21 protein-coding genes are annotated in these 22,129 nt (G+C 44.0%); 8 read left to right on the top strand and 13 right to left on the bottom strand.

The genetic code is table 11. The annotated features are described in order from the left end of the window. Positions 1-78: 78 nt before the first annotated feature. From AWM73_RS01820 to AWM73_RS01810, 3 genes are all read right to left on the bottom strand, one after another. Positions 79-1,707: a peptide ABC transporter substrate-binding protein gene (locus AWM73_RS01820; protein WP_060777822.1), complete on the bottom strand. Its 1,629-nt coding sequence runs from the start codon at positions 1,705-1,707 to the stop codon at positions 79-81. Positions 1,708-1,959: 252 nt separating this feature from the next. Further along, positions 1,960-3,591, bottom strand: coding sequence for a peptide ABC transporter substrate-binding protein (locus AWM73_RS01815; protein ID WP_060777821.1), 1,632 nt, complete (start codon positions 3,589-3,591; stop codon positions 1,960-1,962). 283 nt (positions 3,592-3,874) lie between these two features. Next, positions 3,875-5,245, bottom strand: coding sequence for a Sapep family Mn(2+)-dependent dipeptidase (locus tag AWM73_RS01810; protein WP_060777820.1), 1,371 nt, complete (start codon positions 5,243-5,245; stop codon positions 3,875-3,877). A gap of 209 nt (positions 5,246-5,454) precedes the next feature. Between AWM73_RS01810 and AWM73_RS01805 the strand changes: the two genes are divergently transcribed. Further along, positions 5,455-6,567, top strand: coding sequence for a M24 family metallopeptidase (locus AWM73_RS01805; protein ID WP_060777819.1), 1,113 nt, complete (start codon positions 5,455-5,457; stop codon positions 6,565-6,567). Positions 6,568-6,767: 200 nt separating this feature from the next. Here the strand turns inward: AWM73_RS01805 and AWM73_RS01800 are convergent, their stop codons facing one another. After that, on the bottom strand, positions 6,768-7,115 hold the full coding sequence (locus AWM73_RS01800) for a hypothetical protein (RefSeq protein ID WP_060777818.1): 348 nt from the start codon (positions 7,113-7,115) through the stop codon (positions 6,768-6,770). Positions 7,116-7,322: 207 nt separating this feature from the next. Here AWM73_RS01800 and metK point away from each other — a divergent pair, with 207 nt between their 5' ends. Further along, entirely contained in the window at positions 7,323-8,534 is a 1,212-nt protein-coding gene (metK, locus tag AWM73_RS01795; RefSeq protein ID WP_060777817.1) for a methionine adenosyltransferase, read from the top strand. Positions 8,535-8,618: 84 nt separating this feature from the next. Here metK and AWM73_RS01790 read toward each other — a convergent pair whose 3' ends face one another. Beyond that, positions 8,619-9,095 carry a low molecular weight protein-tyrosine-phosphatase gene (locus AWM73_RS01790; RefSeq protein ID WP_060777816.1) on the bottom strand — a complete coding sequence of 159 codons (477 nt, stop codon included), beginning with the start codon at positions 9,093-9,095 and terminating at the stop codon, positions 8,619-8,621. A gap of 95 nt (positions 9,096-9,190) precedes the next feature. Here AWM73_RS01790 and alr point away from each other — a divergent pair, with 95 nt between their 5' ends. The 3 genes from alr to AWM73_RS01775 all read left to right on the top strand — a co-directional run bounded on the left by alr (position 9,191) and on the right by AWM73_RS01775 (position 12,290). Continuing rightward, entirely contained in the window at positions 9,191-10,348 is a 1,158-nt protein-coding gene (alr, locus tag AWM73_RS01785) for an alanine racemase (RefSeq protein WP_060777815.1), read from the top strand. Between the two features lie 94 nt (positions 10,349-10,442). Beyond that, positions 10,443-11,330, top strand: coding sequence for a 4-hydroxy-tetrahydrodipicolinate synthase (gene dapA / locus AWM73_RS01780; RefSeq protein WP_060777814.1), 888 nt, complete (start codon positions 10,443-10,445; stop codon positions 11,328-11,330). Positions 11,331-11,459: 129 nt separating this feature from the next. Continuing rightward, on the top strand, positions 11,460-12,290 hold the full coding sequence (locus AWM73_RS01775; protein WP_060777813.1) for a helix-turn-helix domain-containing protein: 831 nt from the start codon (positions 11,460-11,462) through the stop codon (positions 12,288-12,290). 147 nt (positions 12,291-12,437) lie between these two features. Here the strand turns inward: AWM73_RS01775 and AWM73_RS01770 are convergent, their stop codons facing one another. Beyond that, complete coding sequence (locus AWM73_RS01770) at positions 12,438-13,484, bottom strand: tetratricopeptide repeat protein (RefSeq protein ID WP_060777812.1); 1,047 nt, start codon at positions 13,482-13,484, stop codon at positions 12,438-12,440. 105 nt (positions 13,485-13,589) lie between these two features. Then, positions 13,590-14,138, bottom strand: a complete 549-nt coding sequence (locus AWM73_RS01765) for a hypothetical protein (RefSeq protein WP_013669536.1) — start codon at positions 14,136-14,138, stop codon at positions 13,590-13,592. Positions 14,139-14,370: 232 nt separating this feature from the next. On the opposite strand from AWM73_RS01765, the gene AWM73_RS01760 reads away from it, so the two are divergent. Next, complete coding sequence (locus tag AWM73_RS01760; RefSeq protein ID WP_060777811.1) at positions 14,371-15,555, top strand: haloacid dehalogenase-like hydrolase; 1,185 nt, start codon at positions 14,371-14,373, stop codon at positions 15,553-15,555. On the opposite strand, the gene AWM73_RS01755 is transcribed toward AWM73_RS01760, so the two are convergent. After that, entirely contained in the window at positions 15,545-16,486 is a 942-nt protein-coding gene (locus AWM73_RS01755; protein WP_060777810.1) for a M15 family metallopeptidase, read from the bottom strand. The genes AWM73_RS01760 and AWM73_RS01755 overlap by 11 nt on opposite strands. A 121-nt stretch (positions 16,487-16,607) precedes the next feature. Between AWM73_RS01755 and proB the strand changes: the two genes are divergently transcribed. Together proB and AWM73_RS01745 are read left to right on the top strand one after the other, a co-directional pair. Next, positions 16,608-17,414 (top strand): glutamate 5-kinase, encoded by an 807-nt coding sequence (gene proB / locus AWM73_RS01750; RefSeq protein ID WP_060777809.1) that lies wholly within the window; start codon positions 16,608-16,610, stop codon positions 17,412-17,414. Between the two features lie 29 nt (positions 17,415-17,443). Continuing rightward, positions 17,444-18,700 carry a glutamate-5-semialdehyde dehydrogenase gene (locus AWM73_RS01745; RefSeq protein WP_060777808.1) on the top strand — a complete coding sequence of 419 codons (1,257 nt, stop codon included), beginning with the start codon at positions 17,444-17,446 and terminating at the stop codon, positions 18,698-18,700. Positions 18,701-19,124: 424 nt separating this feature from the next. On the opposite strand, the gene AWM73_RS01740 is transcribed toward AWM73_RS01745, so the two are convergent. The 5 genes from AWM73_RS01740 to AWM73_RS01725 all read right to left on the bottom strand — a co-directional run bounded on the left by AWM73_RS01740 (position 19,125) and on the right by AWM73_RS01725 (position 22,118). Continuing rightward, on the bottom strand, positions 19,125-19,592 hold the full coding sequence (locus AWM73_RS01740; RefSeq protein ID WP_060777807.1) for a hypothetical protein: 468 nt from the start codon (positions 19,590-19,592) through the stop codon (positions 19,125-19,127). A 1-nt stretch (position 19,593) separates the two neighbouring features. Next, on the bottom strand, positions 19,594-19,755 hold the full coding sequence (locus AWM73_RS09050; RefSeq protein ID WP_013669122.1) for a hypothetical protein: 162 nt from the start codon (positions 19,753-19,755) through the stop codon (positions 19,594-19,596). Positions 19,756-19,784: 29 nt separating this feature from the next. Continuing rightward, entirely contained in the window at positions 19,785-20,540 is a 756-nt protein-coding gene (locus AWM73_RS01735; RefSeq protein WP_060777806.1) for a CpsD/CapB family tyrosine-protein kinase, read from the bottom strand. 18 nt (positions 20,541-20,558) lie between these two features. Continuing rightward, on the bottom strand, positions 20,559-21,287 hold the full coding sequence (locus tag AWM73_RS01730) for a YveK family protein (protein WP_060777805.1): 729 nt from the start codon (positions 21,285-21,287) through the stop codon (positions 20,559-20,561). Between the two features lie 81 nt (positions 21,288-21,368). Continuing rightward, positions 21,369-22,118, bottom strand: a complete 750-nt coding sequence (locus AWM73_RS01725) for a CpsB/CapC family capsule biosynthesis tyrosine phosphatase (RefSeq protein ID WP_060777804.1) — start codon at positions 22,116-22,118, stop codon at positions 21,369-21,371. Between the last annotated feature and the right edge of the window lie 11 nt (positions 22,119-22,129).

Raw genomic sequence — 22,129 nt, 5'->3', positions numbered from 1 at the left:
TTACCCTTTATAAGCAGAAAAACAAAAAGGCGCCCTACTCGAAAGTAGTGGCGCCTGTTAGAGTTAGCCAATTGGCTATTATTCATTGGCAGAATTATCAATCGTCGCTGTACGGATGTCAAATTCATTGCCTACAGGACGGTAGGTGATGCCTTGAACACGTGGGTTACGGAGTTCAGCATCTTGTTTTTGGGATAAAACAATGGTAGCTTCATCAGCGGCTAAGAGACGTTGCGCTTCAATAAAGTCATTGTAACGGGCTTGAGGGTCGTTCGCATCTTCATTGTCGGCTTTTTCTAATAATTGATCATAGGCTGGGTTAGAGTAGTTGCCATGGTTATTCGAGTGACCAGTGGTGAATAGGTCAAGGAAGTTGGAAGCATCAGCGTAGTCAGCTAACCAACCAGAAATAGCCATATCAAAATCTCCAGCATTTTGTTGGGCAATGCGGTTCTTACCTGGCACGGTGATTAAGTCAACTTTTAAGCCAGGGAGGTTATTTTGGATTTGACCTTGGAGATATTCACCCACTTGCTTAGATCCTTCGTCATCGGAAGAGAGTAAACGGATGCTGTAAGAGTCTTGTGGCAGTTCTTTTTGAACTTTTTCCCAAAGCTCTTTAGCCTTTTCAGGGTCATATTTTGGTTCAATGGCAGCATCTTTGGTGAAATCTTCCCCGGTTTCTGGGTTATGCACGAGGTCATTAGGTACTAAGGTGCTTAGCGGAACTGAACCATCTGCTTTAATTTGCTCAGCGTATTCCTTATTATCGATGGCATAGTTTAAGGCTTCACGGAAGTCTTTATTGGCTAATAATGGATTTTCTTGGTTCAACTCGATGTAGTAGGTTGAAGCAGTCGGACGGTATTCCAGGTGTGGGTGGTCACTATACTGGCGAACTAATTCACCACGTAAGAGAGCATTATCCACTTCCCCATTTTCAAAGAGGTTAACGGTGGTGGAGTCTTCTTTAATGACTTGGACTTCAGCGCCGTCCACTTTCACTTGGTCAGCATTGTAGTAATCATCATTCTTAACTAATTTCCAATTTAAGCCAGTACCATCCCAGTCTTCCACCTTGAATGGACCATTGGCTAGGACATTATCGGAGTTAGTTCCATAGGCATCACCTTTTTCTTCCACATATTTTTGGTTAAGTGGTGAAAAGGTCGTGAAGGCCAGTAAATGTTCCATGTATGGGGTTGGACGAGATAATTTGATTTCAATGGTGTAATCGTCTAAAGCTTTTACCCCTAAGTCTTCTACTGGGCGGTCACCTTTTAGCACTTCTTCCGCATTTTCGAAGTTTTCCACTAAGTAAGCATAGGTAGCTCCAGTTTCTGGATTGGCTAAGCGTTGGACAGCATAGACAAAGTCATGGGCGGTGACAGGGTCTCCATTAGACCATTTAGCGTCATCACGCATCTTAATGGTGTAAGTTAAGCCGTCTTCAGACTTTTCTGGCATTTCCTTGGCTAAAGCCGGATGAACTTCGTTATTTTCATCTTCCCAATATAGAGGATCTTGCATATGACCAATGTAGTTAGCACTTTGAATATCTTCTACCCGGGTAGAGTCTAGGGTAGTCATTTCCTGTAATTCAGTCCGACGAATAACATTCTGGTTTTGGCTTTGGCCCTGTCCACAGCCACTAAGTACTAAGGCTGCAGAAGCTAGGACCGTCACAGCGAGTTTCTTAAACTTCATAATAATATTTTTCCTCCCCTAAAATAAATATAATTCGTATGGGATAATATACCCTAAACTGTCAGAAAAATCAATCATTTTCACTAATTTTTAGTACAAAAAGATACATTGTGAGCGTTTTCTGGGAATTGCAGTACTTTTTGACCTATTTTCTTATATAAAATTAGTGAAAGCAAAAACAGGGGCAGTCTCCTGTCTCAATAAGAGTTAGGGAAACTACTCCTGCTTAATATTGTGCTTATTTACTTGAGATTATTTTTCAGCGGCTGAATTATCAATCGTTGCGGTACGGTAGTCAAATTCATTACCAACGGAACGGTAGGTTGCCCCTTGGACACGAGGGTTCCGTAATTCAGCCGTTACCCCTTGGTTAAGGACAATAACAGCTTCGTCTTCAGATAGAACCTTTTGGGCTTCCAAGAAGTCATTGTAACGGGCTTGCGGATCATTAGCATCTTGGTTTGCAGCCTTGTTTAACAATTCATCATATTTTGGATTCGAGTATTTACCGTCATTATTTGGATTGCCAGTCTTAAAGAGGTCAAGGAAGTTAGAAGCATCGGCATAGTCACCCAACCATCCAGAGAGGACCAGGTCGAAGTCCCCTGATCTTTGTGCAGCAATCCGATTCTTACCAGGGACAGTAATCAAGTCTACTTTGAGGCCAGGTAAATTATTTTCTAATTGTCCTTGGAAGTATTCTCCCACACGCTTGGAGCCTTCATCATCAGAAGATAAGATACGTAGGCGATAGGAATCTTGTGGGACAGCGGCTTTAGCTTTTTCCCAAAGTTCTTGGGCCTTCTTCACATCAACTTTCGGTTCGATATTAGCCTCATCGACTAAGTCTTCCCCGGTTTCCGGATTCTTAACTAAGCCTTTAGGCACAAAGGTTGAAATTGGAGTCGAGCCGGTTGCTAGGATTTGTTCAGTATATTCCTTATTATCCAAGGCATAGTCAAGAGCAAGACGGAAGTCTTTATTAGCCAATAGTGGGTTCTTGTGGTTGACACCGATGTATGAGATTGAGGCCTTAGGTTTAAATTTCAGGTTAGGATTATCCTTGTATTGGCGGACTAGTTCACCAGACAAGATTGTATTGTCAACCTCACCATTTTCAAAGAGGTTAACCCGGGTAGAGATTTCCTTAATAACTTGGACATCAGCACCATCAATTTTAACCTTGTCAGCGTTGTAGTAGTCGGGGTTCTTAACTAATTTCCAGTTAAGCCCAGTCCCATCCCAGTCTTCCACCTTGAAGGGACCGCTGGCGAGGACGTTGTCGGAATTGCTACCATAAGCATCGCCTTTTTCTTCCACGAATTTCTTGTTTAATGGTGAGAAATTAGTGAAGGCAAGCAGGTGTTCCATATATGGCGTTGGCTTGGACAACTTGATTTCTACAGTGTGATCATCTAAAGCCTTGACCCCTAAGTCTTCCACTGGACGGTCGCCCTTGAGGACTTCTTCAGCGTTTTCAAAATTTTCCACCAAGTAAGCATAAGATGCCCGGGTTTCTGGATTAGCTAGACGTTGGACCGCATAAACAAAGTCATTAGCAGTGATTGGGTCTCCGTTGGACCATTTGGCGTCGTCACGCATCTTGATAGTATAAGTTAGACCATCTTCAGATTTCTCTGGCATTTCCTTAGCCAAAGCCGGAGTGACCTTGTTATTTTCATCTTCCCAGTACAAGGGGTCTTGCATATGACCAATATAGGCAGAGCTCCCTGTATCTTCAACCGTGGACGAGTCTAGGGTGGAGATTTCCTGCGCCTCGGTGAGGTGAACGATCTTCTCATTAGCCTTACTATTTTGACTACAGCCCGCTAAAGCAAGAGCTGAAAGGGACAATAAACTTATAACTAATTTTCTTACCTTCATTTTCTTTACCTCCTCAAAGTAAGTTATCCAAAAATATACGCCTCGAAGAGGAAAAAAGCAATAACTTATAAACGATTATTTAAAGTTTTTATAAATAAACATAAAGAAAATAGTGCGACAAGTCCGACAAATCAGCAATCCGCTTTAAAAAAAGACGACAAATCGAAGAAAGAATTTGTCGCCTTTTTTATGAGAAGGTAGAACTAACTTTTGGAATAGGGATCTACTAGGGCTTCCTAATTCATTCAGTCAGAAACTTCTATCTCTAGTTTCAATTTCGTGTTTATAAGTCTTCCATTTGTCCTAATTCAATAATGACTTGGGTGTAGAGTCGGAGCAAGTCTTCTAAATTACCTAAATCAATCCATTCATTGGCTTGGTGGGCAACCGTCGGATCATCAGCCATAGCTGCCCCAAAGCCCACACAATTAGGGATAAATTTACTGTAAGTCACCCCGCCACTGACAGCTGGTTCTTGGCCTTCTGAGGGGAAGACCTCTTCAAATTGTTTGAGTAAGGCTTGAATAGCGGGACGCTTAGCATCGACCAAGGTCCACGGCACATCAAAAGTGGTCTCAAACTGAGCTTCTGGAAAATGAGTCTTAACTTGATCATAGAGTTGGTCACTGGTCCAGGCATCAGGATAGCGGATATCAACTTCCATCTGGTAAGTCCCCTTGCCATCAAGGACTAAGGTCCCTAAGTTAAAGGTTAAGGCCCCCATTTTTTCTGTTGCTGAGTCAATCCCTAAGCCAGAGCCATCACTTGACCCAATGCAGTCAAGAAGCTGGCTAGCGTAGTGGTCGCCGTAGGCATTAGCTGCAATATCTAAGGCCCGGACAATGGCATTGGCCCCTAATTCAGGTACCGAAGAATGGGCCGCCTTGCCTTTGACCTGGATAACGACCAATTCGCTGTCGCTAACCACCTTGGCTGGCCAGCCCTTGGCTTGGCAATAAGCTTCAGCCGCTTCAGGATTATTGGCCTTAAGGGCTATTTGGCAGGAAGAAGCCACCACATTAGCTCCTTCTCCGCCCTTTAGGCTATGGACCAAAGAATCTGCTGGCCATTGCCCGCTAATGGTCCAAGTGAGCGCCCCCTTTTCCCCAATAGACAGGGGAAAATTTCCATCAGGGGTAAAGGCAAAGCTCGGCTCAGGAGCCAGTTGGCGGAAGTATTTCATATCATCCATATTACATTCTTCATCCGTCCCGTAAACCCATACCAATTGATTTTTGAGCGGAATTTGATAGTCACGGATAATCTTTAAAGCATAGTAAACCAGCATGTCGGCCCGTTTCATGTCATCACTACCCCGCCCGTAAAGACGGTTATCCACAATTTTACCGGAGAAAGGGTCATCCTCCCAGCCGGCAGCCACGTCAACTACATCCAAGTGACAGGCGATTTCCACCCGCTGACCTTGACCATTATTTTTAGGCTCAATGGTTAGGACATGGCCCTGGTGGTTTTCCGTCTGAAACCCATCTACCTGGGCCTTTTCCTCTAACCATTCCACCGCTTGAGCGATAGCGGGGCCATAAGGGCCCCCTTCACTGGCCTGGTCCAAATTTCTGACCGAAGGAATTTGGACTAAGTTTTGAATATCTTTTATTAATGCGTCAACATATTGTTCATAATCTATTTTTACCATGATTTTCACTTCCTAATTAGCGCTAAGCTAGGTCTTTTGAAACGCTTACTTTTAATTCCCAGTTTAGCACATCTTACTGACTTTGAATACCTGTAAAGACCAGACTAATTTATGCTATAATAAGCCAAATAGTCTGACAACGGAGGCTCTTTTCAGACCTTAAAGTCTTTAGTTAAGGGCTCATTGTCAAGCACAAAAGGAGGAAAAAAATGACTAATCATAGCTACCGACGTTTAGACATTTTACAAGACAATATCAAATCTCAAGGCATTAGTCGCTTAATCATTAGTGACCCCTATGCCATTTCTTATTATTATAATATTGAATTTGATCCCAATGAAAGATTCTGGTTAATGATCGCCCAGGCTGACCAAGAGCCGGTTTTAATTGCCAATGAACTCTTTGTCTTTGAAGAACCTGATAAGGGCCAGGTAGTTTGGATTAAAGACGGCGATAGTATTGTCGAAGCCTTTGAAAAAACCCAGGTATTTAAGGAGCTAGCAGAAGGTGCAAAAGTTGGCGTCGATAAACACCTGATTGCAGGATGGTTACTGCCCTTGATGGAAGCCTATCCAGCCTTTAACTGGTTACTGACTAGTGATATCGTTGACCAACAGCGGGCCATCAAATCAGAAGCAGAAATGGAAACCATGCGTGAAGTTTCTGCCATTACCGACCGGGCGATGAAGCGCGTGATTGAAGAAGTCATTCCCTATGGCTATAGTGAGATTGAGGCTTGCGAACAGTTGAAGAAAATCTTTGTCGAAGAAGGGGCTAACCAGGGCCTGAGCTTTGAACCTATTATTGCCTATGGGCCTAATGGAGCCGACCCCCACCATGTGCCTGATCACTCTAAACCAGAATTAGGGGACTCTGTGGTGATTGACATCGGCTGCCGCCATAACTATTACTGTTCCGATATGACTCGGACCGTCTACTATGGCCAGCCCTCTGAGGAAGCCCTAAAAATCCACCAAATTGTTGAAGAAGCCCAAGCTCGTGGGATTAAGGCGGCCCAAGTGGGAGAAGCCTTGGCCGAAGTTGACCTAGCAGGACGAAACCATATCGACCAAGCCGGTTATGGTCCTTACTTTACCCACCGGATTGGCCACTTTATCGGCCGAGAATGCCACGAAAAAGGTGACGTTTCAAAAGTCAACCAGACCCCTATCCAGGCTGGGAATATCTTCTCCGTCGAACCAGGGATCTATCTAACCGGTAATACCGCAGTCAGAATCGAAGACTTGGTCATCGCCCATGAAGATGGCCCTGAAGTCATCAACCACTACCCCCGTCAAGCACAAATCCTTGACCCTAGATAAAAGGATGTGAGAACGCCGCCAAAGGCTTGAATTGCTGGAGGAAAATACCATAAGCACAGGAATCTGTGCGTTGGTATTTTCTGAAGCAACTTCAAGACTGGCGTTCGAACTCGACTGAAAAGGATGTGAGAAAAAAGGAGACTGGAACATTTATTCCAGTCTCCTTTTTGCTTGGTATTTATTTTAATGTTGTTGGCTTACTAAATAAAAGTAACCACCTGGCGGAAAAAGTTGACCAAAATGGGCATCACTAAAACAGCCACAATAATCGCTAGGATAGCTAAGAGTAAAACAATGAAACGGGAAGCTCCCTTGTTAGGTGACGACCATTGCCATTGGCGGCGTTTTTGTTTTTCAAAGAAAATTTCATTAGTATCTTGGTCGTGGAGTTCTTGGTCATCAAAAGCTAAGTCACGAAAGTCATCACTATTAAACTCGGTGGTTGCTTGGTTATACAAAGGATCATTCGCTTCACTTTTGCCCTTTGCTTGGTTTTGTTTTTCTTTTTCATAAGCTTTTTTTGCTTGTCTGTAATCCCGGCGTTTCATCCACACACCACCCTTAAATAAAAGCTGTGACTTTAAACATTAGTATAGATTAGTTTACCTTTAATTTCTTGGAAATTCAACACAGGCCCTATCAAGGCAGACAGAAAAATTCTCTACTTGACTCCAAGCGTGAAATCACTTTCTTAGATACAAATTGACCCTTGTATGCTATGATACTAGAGAAATCAAGAGAACTAGGAGGTTCCTATGTCTAAAGAAAAAAGATTATTTACTAGTGAAAGTGTCACAGAAGGACATCCTGACAAGGTAGCCGACCAAATTAGTGATGCTATTCTGGACGCCGCTATCGCCCAAGATCCTAACAGTCGGGTAGCATGTGAAACCATCGTAAATACTGGCTTAGTTTTTATTTTTGGAGAGATCTCTACTAAGGCCGTCCTTAATTATCAAGAAATTGTTCGTAATACCGTTACCAAAATTGGTTACCGGCGCGGTAAGTTTGGCTTTGACGCTGAGAACTTATCCGTGATGGTAGCCATTGACCAACAATCTCCTGATATCGCCCAAGGGGTTGACATTTCCCTAGAAGCCCGGGAAGAAGACGATAGTTTGGCAGCAGAAGAAGCCATTGAGTCCCTAGGCGCTGGCGACCAAGGCTTGATGTTTGGTTACGCTTGTGATGAAACCGAGGAATATATGCCGCTTGCCATCACCCTAGCCCACCGTCTGACTGAACGTTTGGCCTATGCCCGCCACAGTGGCTTACTGCCTTACCTACGTCCCGACGGCAAAACCCAAGTGACGGTTGAACTGGATGATGAAGGCAGACCCTTCCGTGTGGACACGATCGTGCTTTCTACCCAACATGCAGAAGAAATTACCCAAAAACAAATTCACCAAGATGTTAAGGAATACATCATTAACCCGGTGATTCCAGCTTCCCTATTGGACCAAAATACCAAGTACTACATCAATCCGACTGGCCGTTTTGTCATTGGTGGACCTAAGGGGGATTCCGGCTTAACTGGACGCAAGATTATTGTGGATACCTACGGTGGTGCATCCCGTCATGGTGGTGGGGCCTTTTCTGGAAAGGATGCCACTAAGGTAGACCGATCAGCCTCCTACATGGCCCGCTATATTGCTAAAAATATTGTTGCTGCAGGCCTAGCCAAGGCTTGTGAAGTCCAACTCGCCTACGCCATTGGAGTGAGCGAACCGGTATCTATCGCTGTCGATACTTTTGAAACCGGGACTGTTTCCAAAGACCGCTTATTAGAAGCTATTCGTGAGATCTTCCCCCTATCACCATCAGGTATCATCAACAGCTTAGATCTACGTCGGCCCATCTACCAACCAACTGCCACTTATGGCCACTTTGGGCGCCCTAGTGACAATGGCTACTTCCCTTGGGAAAAAACCGACCGGGTCCAAGCCCTATTAAAGGCTGTCCAATAAAAATTCATTGAATATTTACGCCAAGCGAAAAGGCTCCATCTCGACCACTCGAGGGGAGCCTTTTTATCACTTTAAAACTTATTGTCAAAACGATTGATTTAATTGCTGGGGATAATTCTCCTTGAGATAGTCACAGAGGCCTTGGATGCCTTGGCTGACTTTCTCGAAAGTTAATTCAAATTTTCCGGTATACCAGGGGTCATCAATAATGCCGCCTTGGTCAGTGAAATCCATGAGGCGAAAGACCTTTTCGGGGTCGGCGCCTAGCCGCTTGATATCGGCAATATTTTGGTCGTCCATCCCAATTAATAAATCAGCCTCTTGAATGATTTTTTCAGTTAAGGGGGAAGAAATCAAATCTTCCCATGGAATGCCTTTCCGCTCCAAGATTGCGCGGCTGCCTGGGTGGACGCCGTTGCCTATTTCCCAGTCAGAAATAGCTGCAGATTCAACCTGAACCACATTCTTCCAGTGGTTCTCTTTGACTGCTTCACGCATCAAGGCTTCGGCCATGGGTGAGCGACAAATATTTCCTAAACAGACAAAACAAATTCTAATCATATAGCCTCCCTCTACGCCTCGACAAATCTAATGCTCCTAACCCGATTTATGCTAAAATATAGCTACGATGAAAAGTCTTTGAAAGGAGAATTTTTATGATTTGTGGCGAACATCGCCCTACTCGGGTTGTTGTTTCAATTCCAAATATTGTTGATAACTACCTACTATTTAAACATGCCTTTAGCCCTAAAGCCAAGACATATGCAGTCATTAAAGCGGATGCCTATGGTCACGGCTCTATTCCTATTGCTAAAGCCCTCACCGAAGCAGGGGCAGAGGGCTTCTGTGTCGCTGTCACTGATGAAGCTCTGGCCCTCAGAGAAGCCGGTATCCAGGCTCCTATCCTCATTTTAGGGATCACCGAGGTTGAAGATGCCTGGCTTCATGCCCAACACGATATCAGTCTGACCATCTCTTCGTTAGATTGGTTAAAGGCGGCTTACGCCCAACGCCCTACAGACCGGGAATTAGCGCCTTTAAAACTACATTTAAAGGTGGATTCAGGAATGGGTCGGATTGGTTTACGGGATAGTCAGGTAGGCCAGGAAATTATCGACTATATCAGTGACCACCAAGAGGCCTTTGCATTGGAAGGGGTCTTTACCCATTATGCCACGGCAGATAGTGATCGCGTTCAGGATCAAGACTATGTTGCTAAGCAATCCCAACGCTTTGAAGACTTTATCCAAGACCTAGATTTTTCTCGTCTTGACCATAAACCGCTCATCCACCGGTCCAACACGGCACTGGCCCTCTGGTATCCAGAAAAAACTATGGACATCGTTCGCCTAGGGATTGGTTTATATGGGGAAAGCCCAGCCGGTCCCGATTTTGACCTTCCAGATGATATGCCACTAAAACCGGCCTTCACCCTAGAAAGTGAATTAGTCTATGTCAAAAAATTACAAGCTGGTGAATCGATTAGCTATGGAGCGACCTATACCACTGAATCCGATCAATGGATCGGCACCCTTCCGATTGGCTATGCTGACGGGCTGCCTAGGTCTTCCTCTGGCTTTGAAGTCTTGATTGCTGGTTACAAGTGCCCCATTGTGGGGCGGGTATGTATGGACCAATGCATGGTCGCTCTACCTAAAGAACTCCCCCTCCACGAAAAGGTCACCTTGATTGGTAGCGATGATTACGGCAATCACATTTCGGCCTGGGACTTGGCTTTGTATAACCATACTATTGCTTATGAAATTACCTGTGGGATTAGCGAACGGGTTCCCCGCACCTATGTCTACTCATAAAGACAATTGACAAAGCCCTAATGGCGTGCTAAATTAATTGTTAATAATATTCCACACAATTATAAAATATAATAAATATACGGAGGGGTTAGATATGTCAATTTATACTGGTTCAGGCGTTGCTTTGGTGACACCCTATGAGGATACCGCAGAAAAAAAGGTTAATTTTGATGTATTCAAAGAATTAATCGACTTTCAAATTGACGCTGGTACTGACGCCCTCATTATTGACGGCACAACTGGTGAAGCTTCCACTCAAACCGACGAAGAACAAGTTGAAGTCATTAAGTTTGCGGTGGATTATGTTAATGGACGTGTTCCTGTTATTGCCGGTGCGGGCTCTAACGATACCCGCCACGGGGTGCAATTAACCAAAGACTGTGAAGCAGTTGGTGCGGATGCCATTCTTTCCGTGACGCCCTACTATTTAAAAACCAGCCAACAAGGCCTCATCGAACACTACCACGCCATTGCTGGAGCGGTAGACATTCCTGTTATCCTCTATGACGTACCAGGAAGAACAGGAATGACCATTCAACCGGAAAGCCTTAAAGAATTAGCTAAGGTAGATAATATTGTCGCTTTAAAAGATGCTACCGGTAACTTTAACCATTCTGTCGATAACTTACATGCTGTCGGTGAAGCCATCGATTTCTATTCAGGCAACGATGATACTATCGTGCCATTAATGAGTTTAGGCGCAAAAGGGGTTATTTCTGTTTTAGCCAATATTGCTCCCAAAGCCGTTAACCAAATGACCCATGCGGCACTAAAGAGTGACTTCAAAACCGCAAGAAAGATTCAAGCCGACTACAAACCATTAATCGACTTGCTCTTTGCTGAACCAAATCCTATTCCAATCAAGGCAGCGGTAGCCTTACTTGGTTTTAATGTGGGACCTACCCGCCTACCTTTAACGGCTCCAGCTACGGAATTAGTCGAAAAAATTAAAGCTGAAATGCATTCCCTAGGCATCATTTAATGTAATGCCTTCAAATTATACGAAGGGGCTGAGGCAAAAGTCTCAGCCCTTTTATTATCAATTTACTTGACTCGGTATTTATATTAAAATACTTTATTAATAATAGAACACAAAAAGGAGTCTCTCTTTATGTCACTCTTATCAGTTCCCTACCGGATCAAAGTCACTGCCTTAAAAAAAGACAATTTGCTGACCTATAATCGTTCCCTTTATCACCGTCAGGAGATGCTCTTTAGCCAAAAAGCTTTAGAAATCCAAACGCCCAACCAAAGCTTAACTCTCCAAAGCCAGCAGGTCGTTTCCCTCCCTGCCAATATCCGGGTCAACTTTAAGACTGATAAGATCGACAAGGACCAGGAACATCTGGGCTTTCTTTTAGCTATCGGTGACCCCTACTTGGAAGCGGTCAGTGATAGCTTTATCGCTACTCCTGAAATTAATCAACTATTTTCTAAAATGCAGATTTTAAGTGTTGACCGTCACGATTGGAAATACCTCAACCAGGTACTTACTGAAATGAACCAAACCCAATCCTATGCCAAGACCCAGCTCCAACAAAAGCGACTTTTCGCCTTAACCTGCCAATTACTGGTGGACTGCTGTCACTTATTTGAGCAAAAACACCTCCACCCCCATATTCGTGACCAACGCTATGAATTAGCCACAGCCATTGCTCAATTTATTGACAGCCACTTGGCTGAAGACTTACCCTTATCGCTCATTTCCAAGCGCTTTGGTTATAGTAGTTCCACCCTCAATCGTTTGTTTGAAGAATTTTACCATTCTACTCTCCACCAATACATCATCAACAAAAGATTGAACCGCGCTCAGGAATTAATTAGTCAAGGGGAGTCGATCCAAAACACTTGGCAAAAGGTGGGCTTTAATGACTACTCCTCTTTTTATCGCGCATTCAAAAAGCACTACCACTACCCACCCCACGATCTTCGCAAACATTAAGAAACTAGGACTCAATTTCCATATTTAAAAGCAAAATAAAAGTGCTCCAAGCTAATCCAACTTCCCTATTGGAAAATCAGGCTAGCTTGAAGCACTTTTTATTATCTATTAATTGACATTCACTGGTCCATGGTCCTATTCACAATCCTAGTCACCTTTCAAACGGTAATCCAGTTCGCGTATCATCTTAACAATATAGTCTTCGGGTGAATCGACCAAGTCCATGTAGAGGCCGTAATAAACATAGGCGGTTTCATAGGAATGCAGGGCCATAGCCCGACTGGCTGCGGCCTTGAGTCCATTCAGCATTTCTGCATTCGGATAGTTGTTAATACGGTAATCTTTCTTGAATTTTTGAAGGTCTTCACCTTCAAGGGCGGGGTCTAAGTGACCCAATTCTTCTTCAATAACTGCCAAACGTTCTTTAGCCCGGGAATTATCCGACCAAGCCAAACTCAGGTAGTATAACTGAGTCGCAGTTTTTAGGTCATCTTTTTTCTCATAGAAATACGCCAGATAGGCATAGCCCCGGGAGAAGTCTTCCCGTCTTACTGCGTAGCGAAAACCATTCAAAATCGTTGCAAAGCTCATCCCATATTGTTCCATCAATTGGTAAACCCCTGCCAGATTAAAAATAGTTTTGGCATTATAGGGATTCCAAAGCAGGGCTTGCTTATAGGCTTCGGCGGCCTCCTGCCATTCATTGGCAGCCATCAGCACTTCAGCGTAGGAAGTATAGATTTTGGAATAATCACGTTTGGTGGGACGCAATTCGAGTGTTTGAGGTTCATACCAAGTAAAAATAAATAAGTCGATCCAGTCATTGATCGAATAATATTTTACATTCGGCTTAGGCTTATATTCGATAAAGTCAGCTTCCATGGCATTGATAAAGAGATTCATCTCAAACTGGGCATCAGTGGCCTTCCCTTCATCAATTAATTCTTTCATATGTTGGATGAAATCATCATCAGAACGATCCGTCAAATCTGTCCATAAACGTAAAATCGGTTCCTCTTCTTCAGGATAAGCATCCAGGAGGACTTTCTCAATTCGCTGACGTAATTCCTCATCCTCTTGTAAATCACGGAAATGATCCTTGACCTTGCTAACAATATAGGTCATATCATCTTTAAAGTTTCCCGTAAAGTTTTTACTTAAATCATTTAACAGACTTTGCTGTTGTTCGTCCATACTAATCTCCTCAATTTTTCCCATTTTCAGCATTTATCACTGTGCTATTTCCTTATTTTTGGTTCTGTCATGCTCTAGCTTAGAATTTAATGTGGTCATTATTCCCTATTCATCGTCATGGGGATAACGTCCCTCTAAATGTTCAATCATTTCTTCATAAGGACGTACTTTAACAAAAGAATCCGGTGTAAAGCGGGGTTGATAATCCTTAGGGAAGTCTTCAAACTCTGCCGTATTAAAAAGATAGGCATTGAGTTGTTCATCGTTTAGGGTGCGAAAGTAAGCCATCGGAATCATTTCATCGGTTAAGCGGCCATTGCTCAAGCGTTTAATATAATGAGAAATGTTATTCAAATCATTATAATAGGCAAAATATAATTCACTCTGTCGCCGGTTAACGGGTGTAGAGGCGAATTCAACTAAGATTTTGAGTAGGGCTTGCTTTTCTAAAGGATTTCTGGCATCAAAACCACCATAGCTGGTTCTTAACATGTAAGGTTTATCAATATAGATCTCAGCTAATTTAAATTCATCATCATAGATTTTGAGCACACGTTCCGTTTCTGGTTCATCATTATGCTTCTTATTGACGACATAATAATTTTCGATAAAACCTAGTTCATTGAGTTTGGTATATAGTTCATCAATTCGCATGATAGAGCCCCCTTCAAAGTCGATTACTTTAATTATAACATAGCTACCTGCAAAGCTATGTCGAAATTATCGATCACGCTTAGTCTTTACCCTTTCTCAAGTCAAGTTTACAGATTTATTATACCATTAATCTTTTTCCCTTAAAGCTAGGTTCCCTTGGCTAACTAGTGTATGATAGGCATAAGCAAAGGGACCTCGTGTCCTAACTTTTCACCTTGAAAGGAGACTCCTCATGCCTCAACTTGCCCCCAAAAATTGGGAACCCCAGCTCTACCATAGACTTGACCAGCTGATTAAAACTCACCAACAGCCAAGGGATACTCCCCTAGCTCAAAAAAACTATGTCGTTTTTGACTTTGACCATACCAGCATCTTTAACGATATTGAAGACCATAGCATGGTCTATACTGCAGCCCACCTAGCCTATCAATTAAGCCCTAGTGAAATGAGAAACTGCTTAAGCCAAAATAAAGCGGCTCTTGACCAAGCTTTAAGTGACCAAGAACCGCAAATCAGCTTTCAAGAGCTCATCGATGATATTATTGCTGACTACCAAAAACTCTATCCCGAACGAGATGACTATCAGAAAAGCCAAAAGTCTCTAGAAGAGCGACTTGAGGCTGACCCCTTATTCTTCAATTTTTTCTGTAAGATACGGACCTTTTACTTGGCTTATAACCAGCACTTCCCTAAGCAAGCAGGTGCTTCCTGTCCAAGTTTTCTTTATCACAACTTCACTGAAATCGACTTTGTCGACCTCGGTAAAAAAGCCCTAGCTTATGGCTTAAGGGCTCCAATTAAAGACTTCACTTGGACCTACTCCTTGTCAGGAGACCCAAGACAGTGTCTCAGCACTCACTTTAGCCAGGGACTACGGATTCCCAATGAATTGATTAAGCTCTACCAGAGCTTGCATACGGCTGGGATCGCCACTTATATTGTGAGCGCTAGTCCCCAAAGTCTGGTTGAAACGGCCGTCAAATATTTCTATCCGATTGACCTGCCCGAGATTATTGGCATGTCCTATAAACGGGATGAAGCCGGCATCTACCAAGCCCAATTAAAAAGCGATGCTCCTATTACTAAGGCGGCGGGTAAGGTTCAGGCTATTCAAAAGCTCATCCAGCCCCGTCATCAAGGCAGAGACCCTTTGGCAGTCTTTGGCGATAATATGGGGGACTATCAGATGTTTCAAGCCTTTTCTCCCTCCACTACCCGGGTACTTTTCAACCGTTTATTAAGGGACAAGACCCAAGATTTTGTCAGCCAGGCCCAAAAAGAATACGCCAAGCCTAACCAGGTGTATTTTATCCAAGGACGGGACAATAATGTAGGAGCTTTGCGTCCTTTCCAAGAAACCATCCCCTTTGGTCAAGACCAGGCCTACCTCATTCCAAGTCGAACACTTAATCAGTAGGCAAGGAGGGATCGACTTGGTAAGTCAGTTTTTGCCCCTGGCGGGCGGCTAATAAGACTAAATATTCTTCTAAAGTGAGCTGGTATTTCTTAATGTATTGGGCTGTGGAAACCCCCACATAGCGGTAATGCCAAGGCTCAAAATCATAACCCGTGACAGCTTCCTTGCCTTCTAAGTAGCGGAGGATAAAGCCATAATCTTGCGCATGGTCCCTAAGCCATTGGGCTGAAGCCTCTTTGGCATAGTCAGTTTCCAACCCCCGCTTAGCTTGAACCCAATCGGTCCCCAAGAGGTCTAGGGCTAAACCGGTGCTGTGTTCTGAGGCATGGGTTGGGGCAACGTAGGCATCAGTTTTAGCTTTAGCTTCCTCTAAACTTGCACCCCCTGCCTGATACATCTGAATCATGCTTTGCCGGTTCTTTTCCTGGCTATTGACATCCCGATAAGCGGAAACAATAGTCAAGGGGTAGCCGGCTTTTTGAGCAGCTTCCATTAAATGGTTGAGAGGGTCTTCGATACGCTTATCATAAAGCTGACCGTTGGAGGCAGTGGCGGTCTGAATATCCACTGGCTCAGTCAAGGGAAAAAGCGGATTAACCACTTTTAGCCGCCAATCCCCCGGCTGGTCTTCGGTCGGGATAGCTTGGATAAGCTCTGTGAGTGAGTATTGGGGGTGGTGGGCTTGGACATCTGCTAGGGTCACGCCCTGCATACGTTGGTCCTTTAAATCAGCCACTCCTAGCTCTTTCTCAGTTAATTTTTGTTTCAATTGGGCCAATTCAACGTCTGGGCTAGCTTTATCCTCCTGCTGGGCTTCGTTAGCAGCTTGGAAACTGGGATAATAAATATCTACTCCAAGTAAGATGATTGCATAAAGTAAAATAAGTGCCAAAATATAGGCTTTAGGGTGGTTTTTTAACCAATCTTTCATTTTTTACCCTCCCTTTTTTGATTATGCCTAGTATACCACCATGCCAGCTAAATATTAGCGCCTAATTGTAGGAAATTATGCTACAATTATTGGCAATGAGTTAAGAAAGTAGGTAAAGATCTTGCACCGTGATTCTCTTAAAGACGCTAAGCGAATTGTTATCAAAGTGGGTACCAATTCCCTGATGACGTCGACCAATAATATTCGCTACCAACGCATTGACCGCCTAGCTTATGTGATCTCTTCCCTGACTCAAATGGGAAAAGAAGTCATCTTAGTCTCTTCCGGGGCCATGGGGGTGGGGTGTGCCCAACTCAACCTCCCCAAGCGCCCCAAAAATATTCCCGACCAACAAGCGGTTGCCGCTGTCGGTCAAGTGGCTCTAATGAATACCTACGCCCGTTTTTTCTCTTATTATCATAAATCAGTCGCCCAAATTCTCATGACTAGAGACGTGATTGATTTCCATGATTCCCTAGCCAATTTGAAAAATAATTTTGCCAGTTTACTCAAGCACCAAATTATCCCTATCGTGAATGAAAATGACGCCATTGCTGTCGATGAAATGGACCATAAAGTCCGTTTTGGAGATAATGATAACCTCTCCGCCTTGGTGGCTTCCATTGTTGAAGCTGACCTGCTTATCTTATTAACCGACGTGGACGGCTTTTATGATGCTAACCCGAATACTGACCCCCAAGCCCAACGCTTCTCTACCATCCATGAAGTTAATGCAGACTACCTGGCCATGGCTGGTGATAAGGGATCGACCTTCTCTACCGGTGGTATGCATAGTAAGCTGAAAGCAGCTGCTAAAACCCTAGAAGAAGGTCGTCGCTTAGTCATTATGTCTTCCGAAGAGCCCAGTCAAATCTTTGATGTCTTAAAAGGCGCCGATATCGGCACTGCTTTTATTCCTAAAAACTAATAAGATCATTAACTAAGGAGTGAAAAACCATGATTAATTCAGCTGATTTAGTGCAAATGGGCCAAGAGGCCAAAGCAGCAGCCCGTCAACTCAGTAATCTACCTCGGGCTAAAAAAGACCAAGCCCTGGTCCAAATGGCCGAGTCGCTAAGAAATGCCTCAGAAAATATTCTCCAAACCAACCAGACAGAGTGTCAAAAAGCCCAAGAACAAGGACTTAAGAGTGCTTTTGTGGAACGGATGACCTTAAATCCAGACCGCATTGAGGCCATGGCCCAAGGTCTAGAAAAAGTCGCCCAATTAGACGACCCCATCAACCATGTCGATGAAATGTGGGTCAATGAAAATGGTCTAAAAATTGGTAAGCGCCGGGTGCCTTTAGGGGTTATTGGTATTATTTATGAATCTCGTCCTAATGTCAGTTCGGATGCCGCTGGGCTTTGCTTTAAAACAGGTAATGCCGTGATTCTACGTGGGGGTAAGGAAACCATTCAAACCAACCAGGCCATCGTCCATGCCTTACAAGAAGGCCTGGAAGCAGTCGACTTACCTAAAGCTGCCATCCAGTTTATCGACAACCCCAGCCACGACTTAGCCGGGGAAATGATGACCATGAATGACTCCATCGATTGCCTCATCCCCCGGGGAAGTAAGAACTTAATCCAAAGAGTCGTCCAAACAGCCACCATCCCAACCATTGAAACCGGAGTGGGAAACTGCCATCTCTATGTCCATGAAGCCTGCGATTTTGATATGGCTTTAAAAATCCTAATCAATGGAAAAGCACAAAGAGTTTCTGTCTGCAATGCCCTAGAAACTCTCCTGGTCGACCAAGCTATTGCCAAAGATTTTCTACCCCTAGCTGGCCAAGCACTTAAGGACCACCAGGTGAAAATCCATGGTGACCAAGTCACCGCCGACTATATCGATGGCGTTATCCCAGCCACTGCAGCCGACTATGACGAGGAATACTTGGACTATGAAATTGCCATTAAGGTGGTTAAGGATTACCAAGAGGCCGTTGACCATATTGCTGAACACTCTAGTCACCATTCCGAAGCCATTGTAACCAATGATTATGCCATCGCTAACCGCTTTATGGATGACGTGGACTCGGCCTGTGTCTACGTTAATGCCTCGACCCGCTTTACCGACGGTGAGGTCTTTGGCTTTGGTGGTGAAATCGGAATTTCCACCCAAAAACTCCACGCCCGAGGCCCCATGGGCTTAGAAGCACTCACCTCCTATAAATACACCATCTTCGGCCAAGGCCAAATCAGGGAATAACAGAGTGTGACGAGTGCACTAAAGATCGATAGCACTGGAACTAAAGCGCAAAAATTCTTAAAAAGAATTTCTTGCACTTTAGTGAAGTGGAGATCGATCTGCACTCGGAGCAAATTTAAAGAGTGCGACAAGCGCGTCAGAGAGCAAGACCGCTACGCATACTATATCTGTAACTTGCTGACGCTTCGAACAGCTATAGCAATTGGAAGAAGTGCGCAGTAAATCCTCATAGAGGATTTACAAGGACCTCTGAAATGGAGCTCACCTCGCGCTTGGAACACGTTTAGGAGTGTGCGACAGTCACAACAAAGGACGAAGCCTAGCAAACGCTCAAAAAATTAAACAAACAAAAACGGAGTTGCCCACAGTCAGGCTACTCCGTTTTTTCTAATAGATAAGAATTCGTCCAGACTTATAGCCACCCTTATCCATTAACTACTGTAACATTGGTTACTGATAGTTCAATGTCATCAAGAAGATAGCTCGCCTTGGTCGGTTGCCCTTGCATAGGGATGTCATCGACTACCATAATGGCATAGTTAGGCGCCCAACTCCCTAGAAAATCACTTGGAATTTCCCAGTCTACCGGCTCGAATTGAAGGTCAAAGTCATCAATTTTAAACTCTAAATGCGCATTCATTTCTGTAATGGTCTTGCCAGTTAAATTAATCATGACAAAGGCCGTACGAGCAGTATGATTCCGTAAATTAGGTTGGGCCTCAATGGCGAACATATTAATTTGCCCATCCATAAAGTATTCTTGATAGTTATTAATAAATTCTTGGATTGTTTTTAACACTTGGCTGACATCATTCTTGGCATATTGGGTATTCAAGCGTTTTAATTCTTCGTTCTGCGCATAAGTTAAAGCAGCATGTATCGATTTAGCCACGTTATCTACCTCCATTGGTTAAATTTTTCTTACTAGATTCTTTGCCTTTACTATAGTCCATTTTTTCTTGGTCACTTAGGCAAGGAGCCTTAACTTGGGAATGACGCCAGTCCCAAAGCTGCAGTCCAGCTAAGCTCAGTAAAGTTAAAGCTAATTTATTCATCTTATCGATCTCTCCCAATTGATTAAGAGCTAGGATTGTAAATCCTCACTATCAATATCTTCATCGCGGTAACCATAGCCATAATAGGCATTCATCCCTTGGCCATCGGCTCCATTATAGATGGCCCCAATCACATTAGCATCAACGCTTTCCAAGAGGCGCTTGGATTTTTGAATATCCTGGTAACTGGCCACACCCTCCCGCAAGACGAAGACACTGGCATCTGTTCGGCTGGCAATAATTTGGGCATCAGTCACTGGTAAGAGTGGAGGCGCATCAATGATAACTAAGTCAAAGACAGCCGTCACATCTTCCAATAAGTCACTCATCCGTTGGGAACTCAAGAGCTCAGCCGGATTAGGCGGGATAGGACCAGCTGGTATCACATAGGTGTTCACTTCAGCCACATATTGGGCGACATCCATGTAATCGACGTCGCAGTCAGTAAGATAAGTTGTCAAACCCTTGCGGCTATGAATATCAAAGGTTTTATGCACTGTAGGCTTACGTAAATCGCAATCAATCATCAACACGCGTACCCCATCCAAATGTGCCATGGTCGTCGCCACATTGGCTGCAATGGTAGACTTTCCTTCCCAAGGGCCTGATGAAGTAAACATTAGGGTCTTCAAATGATAAGCATCAATAGCAAATTGGATATTGGTACGAATCGTGCGAAACTGTTCTGAAATCACGTGGTTAGGATCGGACGCTGTGATTAGGCTCACGCCACGCCGTTGTTCCTTATTTTTCTTGTCAATTTTTCGTTGTTTGAAATTAAACATAAAACTTGATCACCTTTACTAAATTCGCCGTTTGGTCTCATCAGTGTCATCCTGGCTTCTGTAACGACGTTTAAAACGGGTCACCTCAATGGACTCCTCACTCATTTGCGGTAAGACGCCAATTAAGGACCAACCCATTTCTTCAACCACAGCTTGACTCCGTACCGTATCATCGTTAAGCACCCGAATCGCTTGGATGACTAGACTGACTAAGCCCCCGAGTAGAGCTCCTAAGAGGAGATTCAACCAGTAATTGGGACTAACCGGTTTCTCATTATAGCTGGCTGGGCTTAATAAGGTCACTTTTTCAACAGCGAGGACTTGGGGCAGTTGTTGGATAAATTCTTTACTGATATCGGAGGCCAAGCTTTGCGCTTGACTAGCATTTCCGTCTGTCACAATCACATTGAAGACTGCCGATTTTTGATCGGCTTCTAAATGGGTATTCTCACTCAAAGTTTCAACGTCCCTTTGATGAGCTTGGGCCACTGGTTGTAAGATAAGTGGCGTATGGAGCAGGTCGTCGTAGGTTTTTAAGCCCGCTTTCTTTTCGTCCGCCTTGTCCTTATCACTGTCCTTAGGGGTGACCACGATTTGAGTTTGTGAGGCGTATTCTGCCTCTGCCCATAAGAAATTATAAGCACTGGCCACCACGATCCCAAGCAGGACCCCTAAGAAGATAAACAGCCACTGCCGCTTAAGCCCCCGGAAAAAAGAAGCCAATGATCGTCCTTTGTACTGCTTCATGGTTAACTGTCACATCCTCATTTCTTTAAAATAATTATAGCAGCCTTTCTAATTGATTAAGAAAAGGCCCGTTTTAACTTTCTAGAAGAACCAGAAACGCTTTTTCTTTTTAATTTGAAAATGATCGATTAAAGGATCCCCATTAATTAAAGCCCTAGCGTTCTGCTGGATATCAAAGCTAATGCTCTGTCCATAGCGGTTTTCCAAGGCAGCATAAGCCTGGCGTAATTGGTAATCGTCACTGCTAGTGGAAAAACTCCCCAGCAAGTGGGCTAAACCGGCTTCCAATAAGTAATGGCATTGCTTCTTTACCTGTTTGCCCTGGCGGCCTAGTAGATTTCCCGCCGTCAAGGCCGTGTAGCAGCCTTGGTCAACCCACTGATAAACTTGGTCAATATCGCGCATGAGGGCCTGGTTCTCCTCAATTTGGACTAAGACTGGGCGGATATCATGCTTCAACCATTCGAAAAGTAAGGGTTCAAAGTAGCGCTGGGGATCCTCTTGATTTAATTTAACTAGAACATAACGCTGGTTGAGATCAGCATAGAGAATATCTTGGGATAAGTCATCCCAGGAAATCGCCTGGGCTAAGTCAATAATCTGACCCGGGTAGACCATTAAGGCAATTCCCCGCCGGTCTAGGTCCTCTTGAAAAGCTTCGGCGGCCTGTACTAAGTCCCCCCCAGTAGCTGCTGGATCAGTCGGATAAGAAGCAGTGGCTAGGACATGGGTCACACCACTTTGCCAAATGGTATTAGCCATGGCTAATTGCTCTTTATTAGAGTCTGTATGATCCACTTTGGCAATGTGACAGGCCATATCCACTAACATCTAGCATCCTC

Source organism: Aerococcus urinae (assembly GCF_001543175.1).
Classification (GTDB): domain Bacteria; phylum Bacillota; class Bacilli; order Lactobacillales; family Aerococcaceae; genus Aerococcus; species Aerococcus urinae.
This window is presented reverse-complemented; position numbering and strand designations above follow the sequence as displayed.

Excerpts from the sequence above, each read along its gene's own strand:
- AWM73_RS01820 (WP_060777822.1), bottom strand. The coding sequence starts at position 1,707 with ATGAAGTTTAAGAAACTCGCTGTGACGGTCCTAGCTTCTGCAGCCTTA.
- AWM73_RS01815 (WP_060777821.1), bottom strand. The coding sequence starts at position 3,591 with ATGAAGGTAAGAAAATTAGTTATAAGTTTATTGTCCCTTTCAGCTCTT.
- AWM73_RS01810 (WP_060777820.1), bottom strand. The coding sequence starts at position 5,245 with ATGGTAAAAATAGATTATGAACAATATGTTGACGCATTAATAAAAGAT.
- AWM73_RS01805 (WP_060777819.1), top strand. The coding sequence starts at position 5,455 with ATGACTAATCATAGCTACCGACGTTTAGACATTTTACAAGACAATATC.
- AWM73_RS01800 (WP_060777818.1), bottom strand. The coding sequence starts at position 7,115 with ATGAAACGCCGGGATTACAGACAAGCAAAAAAAGCTTATGAAAAAGAA.
- metK (WP_060777817.1), top strand. The coding sequence starts at position 7,323 with ATGTCTAAAGAAAAAAGATTATTTACTAGTGAAAGTGTCACAGAAGGA.
- AWM73_RS01790 (WP_060777816.1), bottom strand. The coding sequence starts at position 9,095 with ATGATTAGAATTTGTTTTGTCTGTTTAGGAAATATTTGTCGCTCACCC.
- alr (WP_060777815.1), top strand. The coding sequence starts at position 9,191 with ATGATTTGTGGCGAACATCGCCCTACTCGGGTTGTTGTTTCAATTCCA.
- dapA (WP_060777814.1), top strand. The coding sequence starts at position 10,443 with ATGTCAATTTATACTGGTTCAGGCGTTGCTTTGGTGACACCCTATGAG.
- AWM73_RS01775 (WP_060777813.1), top strand. The coding sequence starts at position 11,460 with ATGTCACTCTTATCAGTTCCCTACCGGATCAAAGTCACTGCCTTAAAA.
- AWM73_RS01770 (WP_060777812.1), bottom strand. The coding sequence starts at position 13,484 with ATGGACGAACAACAGCAAAGTCTGTTAAATGATTTAAGTAAAAACTTT.
- AWM73_RS01765 (WP_013669536.1), bottom strand. The coding sequence starts at position 14,138 with ATGCGAATTGATGAACTATATACCAAACTCAATGAACTAGGTTTTATC.
- AWM73_RS01760 (WP_060777811.1), top strand. The coding sequence starts at position 14,371 with ATGCCTCAACTTGCCCCCAAAAATTGGGAACCCCAGCTCTACCATAGA.
- AWM73_RS01755 (WP_060777810.1), bottom strand. The coding sequence starts at position 16,486 with ATGAAAGATTGGTTAAAAAACCACCCTAAAGCCTATATTTTGGCACTT.
- AWM73_RS01745 (WP_060777808.1), top strand. The coding sequence starts at position 17,444 with ATGATTAATTCAGCTGATTTAGTGCAAATGGGCCAAGAGGCCAAAGCA.
- AWM73_RS09050 (WP_013669122.1), bottom strand. The coding sequence starts at position 19,755 with ATGAATAAATTAGCTTTAACTTTACTGAGCTTAGCTGGACTGCAGCTT.
- AWM73_RS01735 (WP_060777806.1), bottom strand. The coding sequence starts at position 20,540 with ATGTTTAATTTCAAACAACGAAAAATTGACAAGAAAAATAAGGAACAA.
- AWM73_RS01730 (WP_060777805.1), bottom strand. The coding sequence starts at position 21,287 with ATGAAGCAGTACAAAGGACGATCATTGGCTTCTTTTTTCCGGGGGCTT.
- AWM73_RS01725 (WP_060777804.1), bottom strand. The coding sequence starts at position 22,118 with ATGTTAGTGGATATGGCCTGTCACATTGCCAAAGTGGATCATACAGAC.